General features: G+C 35.4%; 4 protein-coding genes. 3 read left to right on the top strand and 1 reads right to left on the bottom strand.

Annotated features, from left to right (window positions below; all coding sequences use genetic code 11):
* Positions 1–121 precede the first annotated feature (121 nt).
* Positions 122–1,522, bottom strand: coding sequence for a DNA methyltransferase (locus FTU58_RS06370; RefSeq protein ID WP_373886005.1), 1,401 nt, complete (start codon positions 1,520–1,522; stop codon positions 122–124).
* A 511-nt stretch (positions 1,523–2,033) separates the two neighbouring features.
* Here FTU58_RS06370 and FTU58_RS06365 point away from each other — a divergent pair.
* Genes FTU58_RS06365 through FTU58_RS06355 form a run of 3 tightly spaced genes read left to right on the top strand, consistent with a single transcriptional unit; the run spans position 2,034 to position 7,994 of the window.
* Positions 2,034–5,309 (top strand): helicase-related protein, encoded by a 3,276-nt coding sequence (locus tag FTU58_RS06365; protein WP_180062226.1) that lies wholly within the window; start codon positions 2,034–2,036, stop codon positions 5,307–5,309.
* 2 nt (positions 5,310–5,311) lie between these two features.
* A complete protein-coding gene (locus FTU58_RS06360; RefSeq protein WP_180062225.1) occupies positions 5,312–5,989 on the top strand; it encodes a DUF4391 domain-containing protein in 678 nt (225 codons plus the stop codon).
* A gap of 16 nt (positions 5,990–6,005) precedes the next feature.
* Positions 6,006–7,994 (top strand): site-specific DNA-methyltransferase, encoded by a 1,989-nt coding sequence (locus tag FTU58_RS06355; RefSeq protein WP_180062224.1) that lies wholly within the window; start codon positions 6,006–6,008, stop codon positions 7,992–7,994.
* Position 7,995: the final 1 nt, after the last annotated feature.

Raw genomic sequence — 7,995 nt, 5'->3', positions numbered from 1 at the left:
ACTGGCAGTACTTTTATAATCATGAACGACCTCATATGTCAGTAAATGGTTGTCCACCTATTTTTAAACAATAACAAGGCTTTAGATTTTCTACCCATTAATTCAATTAAAAATGGGGGTATTACCTTAGTTTTCCACCAATTGCTTTTACCCAAGCCATATGCATCTTTGACTGTATTACTGAGAAAATGTATGGTTCAGCATCGTAAATAGCATTATTAGGAGCATTAACTATAGTATTTTCATCAAAAAACCCCAGAGGAATATAATCTCTTCTAGATGAAGATACAGTAGGAATCATAATTTTATGTACGTTATCTCCTCTAATCTCTACAAATCTAAATGGTTTTGAAGCATATTCTTTTGTGGCTAATTTTGGACTTGATAATCGAGATTCAACCACTTTTTCAAATCGTTTTTGAAAAAAATTAATTTCTTTTGCTATTTCATAATCTTCTTCATTTACCCAAATACACCAACGCTTATTCCCACGAATAAATTCATCGGCACCAGTAATTTCTTTTATAAATCTTAATGATTTGGGAGAAGTATTTTTTAATAAATCCACTTCTTCTTTTGTCAAAAACAAATTTCCTCCATCTTTTGCCATTTCACCAAGTTTCATTTCTGGTAATTGAGACAAAGGTTTTCTTCTTTTTAAAATATAATTTGTTTTGCCGGAAGTTAAATAAGGCGTAATATGTTCCGCATAATTTTTAGTTGATTCAGAATAGATTAATTTCTTTCCCTTATTTTTTTTAGATAATCCTATAATGACGCAATAGACTCCTGCATTACTCCTAGCACTATTTCTCCATTGAAAAGATGTGTGGCAAAAACTTATATTAACTCCATCAACAAGAACAGAAGGCCATAGCACAGAGACTTGCTCTCCTTGTGTAATGGAGTTTGTTGAGACAAAGCCCACTTCAATATCACCTTTATAAGCGGTAATAAGTTGAGATGCTTTTAAAAACCAGCAACTTATATAATCAAGTTTCTTAGGCTCACCCCAAACTAATTTTATTTCTTCTTTTTGAGCTACTGTCTGTTGAGCAAACCCTAAATATGGAGGATTTCCTAATATAAAAATTTCTTGGTCTAATTTACTGTTTGAAAAAATAGAGTTCCAGTCAATCCTTAAAGCATTACCAGCAATAATATTTCCACTGTGTTTCAATGGTAAAGATGGAAGAGATTCACCAAATTCATCTTTAAAAACCAAATTCATTTGATGCTCAACTAGCCATAAAGATAAAATAGCAATTTCATGAGCAAAATCATCAACTTCAATACCATAAAATTGAGAAACTTGAATCACTGAAAATGGCTTTGAAAATTGTCCTGTTTTTTCTAGTTCTAACTCTTGAATACGTTTTAAAAGCTCCATTTCAAATTTACGAAGCTCTTTATATGCAATAATTAGGAAGTTGCCTGAACCACAGTATCCGTAACATATTATAGTGGTGACATCACTGAAAACCTTGTAAACACAAGATATCAGGATGTTTTTAAATGTCACTACTTAAGATAGAAAAATGGTGACATTTTAGATTTTTTGTCACTACTTAAATACAAAGAGAAAATCGAAAAATATCGCACCCAATACTTAATATCGTGCTAACAACAATAAAAAATAATTAGACATATAATAAAAAATTTTGGTACTGATACATATTGAACGAATAGCTCACATTGCCAAGTTGGAAAAAAATGGTTTAGAAGCCTATGGTTGTTAAATTTCTAAGGGTGAAAACAGTCTCCTTAAAAAAATTAGGTAGACCTCATATTCAAGTTATAACTTAAATTTTAGTAGCTTATAGTGGTTTCAATTTTTAAATATTTATGCAAAAAGCACATCTAATGACATAAATGATTATCACTTCAATTTTATTTAATTCACTCAACTTTTTCTTTTATGATCCAAAAAACAGACCAACGAAATTGAGTATGAGTACAATTTTATGAATTTTCACATATAAAATTTAAGGCTGCTATAATTTAGTATCTGTTATATTTTCTGCTTCACACTTATGAAACTCATTGATAACATTAATAATATATTAGGATCTGATATTGAAGAAAACCTTAATAGCAAGTCCAGATTGAAGATAGCCGCTTCATACTTTTCAATCTACGCCTTCGCTGCTTTAAAAAAAGAATTAGAAAAGATCGAAGAACTGCAATTTGTTTTTACGTCACCAACTTTTGTTGCTGATAACGTCACGGATAAGCTCAAAAAGGAAAAACGTGAATTTGTGATTCCTAAACAAGATCGTGAAAGCAGTTTATATGGAACCGAATTTGAAATTCATTTAAAAAATCAGTTATCGCAAAAGGCAATTGCTAAAGAGTGTGCTGACTGGATCAGACGAAAAGCGATATTTAAGTCGAATAACAGTAATGCACCGATGCAGGAATTCATCAGTATTCAGAAACCTGAGCAGTCTTTAACGTATATGCCTATCCAAGGGTTTACCCCGATGGGACTCGGTTTTGAAAAAGGCAATGCCATTTCCAATATGGTGAACTGCTTTGATGAACAGCCGATGGTGCAAACCTATATTCAGTTATTCAATCAAATTTGGAATGATCCCTCAAAAGTTGAAGATGTCACCAGTGAAATTATTCGACACATTGAGTCTGTATATCAGGAAAATCCACCTGAACGCATTTATTTCTTAATGCTTTACAACATCTTCAAAGACTTCTTGGAAGATATCAATGCAGATGTTATGCCGAATGATCTGACAGGTTATCAGGATACCTTGGTATGGAATAAGCTTTTTAATTTCCAAAAAGATGCAGCAGTAGGCATCATCAATAAACTCGAAACTTATAATGGCTGTATTTTGGCGGACAGTGTGGGTTTGGGTAAGACCTTTACTGCATTGGCTGTAATCAAATACTATGAATTACGAAACAAAAGTGTTCTAGTTTTATGTCCTAAGAAATTGGGAGCGAACTGGACGAATTATAACGCCAACCTAGTCACGAACATTTTTGCCAAAGACCGTTTTAGCTACGATGTGCTGTATCACACCGATCTCTCTCGTAAAGGTGGTGAAACCCTAGGTATAGATTTAGCAAAAATCAATTGGGGAAACTATGACTTAGTGGTGATTGATGAGTCACATAACTTCCGTAACCGTGGCACGTTTAAGGATCGTGAAACACGTTATGACCGCTTAATGAATCAAGTGATTCGTAAAGGCGTGAAGACTAAAGTGTTAATGTTATCTGCTACGCCAGTGAATAACCACTTTACTGATCTTAAGAATCAGCTTGCCCTTGCTTATGAAGGCAATGCAGCTTTATTAGAAAATAAGCTCGATACTGAACGTGATATAGAAACGATATTCCGCAGAGCACAGGCCAGCTTTAATGCCTGGGCAAAACTAGATCCTGGGCAACGGACAACTCAAGCAATTCTTAACCTTCTAGATTTCGATTTCTTTAAACTGTTGGATAGCGTGACAATTGCTCGTTCAAGAAAGCACATTCAAACTTTCTATGACACCAAAGATATTGGACAGTTTCCTCAACGACTCAAGCCGATTTCATTCCGTTGTGCATTATCAACCGATCAGGATAGTGTTTCTCTGAATCAAATCTATGCAGATCTGTCTTTAATCAAGATGTCAGTCTATGCACCAGTCAGTTATATCTTTCCAAGTGCCTTAAGAAAATATGAAGAGATTTTTGATACTCGTGTTGAAGGTAAAGGTAAATTAAGACAGATAGACCGTGAAAAAAGTTTACAGGCTTTGATGACGGTCAACTTGCTGAAACGCTTAGAAAGTTCTGTCCATGCGTTTAGGCTGACGCTGAACGTTTTAAAGAAAAATATTGAAAATGTACTCGCTAAAATTGCGGATTTTGAAGCTCGTCAGGCGGATGATGAAGTCAGTATTTCACCAGACTTTGGCTACGATGAAGATGAAAATGGCGAGTTACTCAATACCGAAGACCTTATCGGCAATAAGCTCAAAATTCATTTGGCTGATATGGATCTGTTGAGCTGGAAAACGGATCTAGACGGTGACTACCACATTATTCTCGGTTTATTGCGAATGATTCAGCCAATTAACGCTGAAAAGGATGCCAAACTACAACATCTTAAAGCGCATGTTGTTGAGAAAATTCAGAACCCAATTAATGCCAATAACCGTAAAGTCATCATATTTACTGCCTTTGCGGATACAGCGAATTATATCTATGAGCATATTGCTCCGATTTTGCTAGAAACCTATGGTCTGCACAGTGCCAAAGTGATCGGCAGTGATAATACTTCAACGATCAAGACCAGAGTGGGAAGCCGTCAAAGTTATGATATGCAGGGCTTGCTCACTCTATTCTCTCCACAATCAAAGCAAAAAGCAGACATATTCCCTGAAGAGTCCAGAGAAATTGATGTGCTCATTGCAACGGACTGTATTTCTGAAGGACAAAACTTACAGGACTGTGATTATTTGATTAATTTCGATATTCACTGGAATCCTGTACGCATCATTCAACGCTTTGGACGTGTGGATCGTATTGGCTCATCAAACAGCGTCATTCAGCTCGTTAATTACTGGCCTGACATTAGCCTAGATGAATATATTAACTTGCGAGAACGGGTCGAGAATCGCATGGTAATCGTCGATATGACCAGTACGGGAGATGATAACGTCCTCAGTGCCCAAGCTAATGATATTGCCTATCGTCGTGAACAATTACAAAAGTTACAAACTGAAGTGCTGGATTTAGAAGATGCCAATACAGGGGTTTCGATTACTGATTTAGGGCTGAATGACTTCCGTATGGATTTGCTTGGCTATATGGAAGAGCATCCTGAATTGGAGCGATTACCGAATGGATTACATACGGTTGTGCCTGCACAGCCAGAACTCGGTTTAAATACAGGAGTCATTTTTACCCTAAGAGCACGACATCCTGAGTCGCCTAACAGCCAAAGCAACCGCCTATATCCATATTACTTAGTTTATATTAATCAAGGCGGTGAAGTCGTTTATGACTATACCCAAGCTAAGTATTTACTAGATGTAGCACGTAAAGCATGTCGAGGAAAAGATCATCCGATTCCTGAAGCGTATGAAAAGTTTAATGAGAAAACCAATGATGGACGAGATATGAGCCAATATTCAGAATTGTTGGATATTGTGATTCATACCATTCAGGACGTAAAAGCTGAGAAGGATATTGATAGCCTGTTTTCAGGCTTGACTACATCAGCGTTGGTAGATGTGGTTTCTGGATTAAACGACTTTGAGCTGATTAGCTTTATTGTGATTGAAGAACCTTAAGCATGAAGTTATACAAGTTTCCGCAGCAGGCTAAAGTGGATCGGTTAATTCCGAAAAATAAGTTTTATGAACAAGGAAAAGCCAATACCAAGATCGAACAGCTATTTGTTAATCAAGTGGAAAATATACGGTGGGCGTACAAGTTGGCTTCATCTACAATTCACCTCCAAGATCAGGAAGATTTGAAGGAAATTCAAATCTTTCGAGTAAAAAGTCGGGTTGAAGATTTAGATGTGTCAATACTATCTTTCATTGATAAACTCATTCTCACTCCAATTATTTTTGAAGTTGTTTATCAGGATAAAGTGAAAGTTGTTGCAACCTATAAGCGTTTGAATCAAGCAGACAAAACTAAAGCGGTGATAGGCCAATATTATGCTTCTGAGTGGCTAGAAGATCATGATCGTATTGAATTGCCGCTTTACTTAAAACTGGCTGATCTATATGAACATTTCATCGCACAGATATTACCGATTGTATCGAATGAAGATCCAGAAAACGATGATGAATCTGTTTCCATTGAACTTAAATTGCAAAAAGCTCAACAGCTTGAAACCTTACAAAAGCAGCTTGATAAGCTGAAAACCAAGTTGAGAACTGAAAAACAGTTTAATCGTAAGGTTGAACTCAATAAGCATATTCATGCACTTGAATCTGATTTAAAGAAATTAGTGAATTAAATATAAAGGTATATTGATGGACAAGTTAAAAATGCACAGCCCTAACCTAGTCGATAGCAACATCGAAAAAATTGCAGCACTATTTCCAAACTGTGTTACAGAAGCACAAGGTGAAAATGGTGAGCTAAAAAAAGCTATTGATTTTGATTTGCTTAAACAAGAGCTATCGCAAGTGATTGTTGAAGGTGAGCAAGAACGCTATCGGCTGGATTGGGTGGGTAAAAAAGAAGCCATTCTAACCGCCAATGCACCAATTGCGAAAACCTTACGTCCATGCCGTGAAGAAAGCGTTAATTTTGATAAGACAGAAAACTTGTTTATCGAAGGTGATAACCTCGAAGCCCTGAAACTTCTGCAAGAGAATTACTTGGGTAAAGTCAAAATGATTTACATTGACCCACCGTATAACACTGGCAAAGATTTTATTTATGAAGATGATTTTGCTGAAAATGCTGATGAATTTTTACAAAGATCAAGCCAAATTGATGAGGATGGTAATAAGTTAGTTTCAAATAAAGAAATTAATGGTAGATATCATTCTGATTGGCTTACTATGATCTATGCAAGATTAAAACTTGTACGCAATTTGCTAAGCGATGATGGTGTGATTTTTATAAGTATCGATGAAAATGAAGTACATAACTTAATTAAAATTTGTGATGAAATTTTTGGTAGCTCAAATCATTTAGAAAACTTCCATATCCAGGTTCGATATGCGAACAAGTCATTAAATGAAGATAGTGACTTTCAACGGGTAATGGAGTATGTCTTAATCTATGCGAAAGATAAAAATATATTTAAGCCCAACAAACCTTCTGAACCATACGATTTATCAAAATTCTGCTTTTCAATTGAAGAGTTAACTTCTGGTCAAGAAGTTAATATCGCACATAAAAAGGTAACAATTTTTAAAGATGGTGAATGGAAAATCACAAAACATCCTGAAGGATCTGTAGGGTTATTGAAAGAAACTTGGGCATCTGGAAGCTTGGTAAAACAAGGAGGTTCTGCTGCTGAATTTCTTGCGAAATATTTAATTGATAGAAAGCAAGAAGATGGTTTGGGAGTTCTCTATAAAATAGATAACATGGGAGAAGATGGTTTAGGCTATAGATATGTAAGTGGCCCACAAAAAATTGATGCTATTCGAGGTAAATTCTATACGGGTGTTCCATTAGAACGACTTGAAGAATTAAAGAATGGTGACTCCCAAAAGTATAAACCTATTGTAAATTTTTATGATTATAGTGCTGATTTCGGCAATATTAGACATGAAGGGGGGGTCCCTTTTAATGGTGGGAAAAAGCCAGTAAAAATGATTCAGCAATTTTTAGAAATGGCTAATTTAAAAAAAACTGATTTAGTATTAGATTTCTTCGCAGGCAGTGGTTCTACTGGCCATGCTGTATTGGATTTTAATATTAACAACGGATTGAACTTAAATTTCATTCTAGTTCAGTTACCTGCTGAAATTGAAACTTCAGAAGATATGGCAAAAGCAGGTTATAAAAATATTGCTGAAATTTCTAAAGAGCGTATCCGTCGTGCAGGTAAAAAAATCCTAGAAGATAATGCCACCAAAGAAGGTATTGAGAAATTAGATATTGGTTTCCGTGTTTTAAAAATTGACTCAACCAATATGAAGGATGTGTATTATACACCTGACGCTTTAAAACAAGCTGATATGCTGGATTTAGCTTCAAATATTAAAGAAGATCGTACATCTGAGGACTTGTTATTCCAAGTCATGCTTGATTGGGGGCTTGAGCTGTCATTACCAATTGAACGTAAAACTGTTGCAGGAAAAGAAGTATTTTATGTTGCAGGTAATAGCCTTGTAGCGTGTTTTGATGAATTGAACTTTGATGTGGTGGATGAAGTTGCTAAAGATCATCCTTTACGCTTCGTATCGGCAGAAAAGGCCATCCATCTAGATCATGATAAAACCAATATCAAAGAACGCTTTAAACAGCTCTCTCCTGATACCGAAGTCAAGTTTCTTTAAG

The organism is Acinetobacter sp. YH12120, from assembly GCF_013418795.1.
Taxonomy (GTDB): Bacteria; Pseudomonadota; Gammaproteobacteria; order Pseudomonadales; family Moraxellaceae; genus Acinetobacter; species Acinetobacter towneri.
The sequence above is the reverse complement of the archived record's forward strand: the minus strand, read 5'-3'. Positions and strand labels throughout refer to the sequence as shown.

What these genes read in the sequence shown, in the direction of transcription:
- FTU58_RS06365 (WP_180062226.1), top strand. Translation starts at nt 2,034, where the DNA reads ATGAAACTCATTGATAACATTAATAATATATTAGGATCTGATATTGAA.
- FTU58_RS06360 (WP_180062225.1), top strand. Translation starts at nt 5,312, where the DNA reads ATGAAGTTATACAAGTTTCCGCAGCAGGCTAAAGTGGATCGGTTAATT.
- FTU58_RS06355 (WP_180062224.1), top strand. Translation starts at nt 6,006, where the DNA reads ATGGACAAGTTAAAAATGCACAGCCCTAACCTAGTCGATAGCAACATC.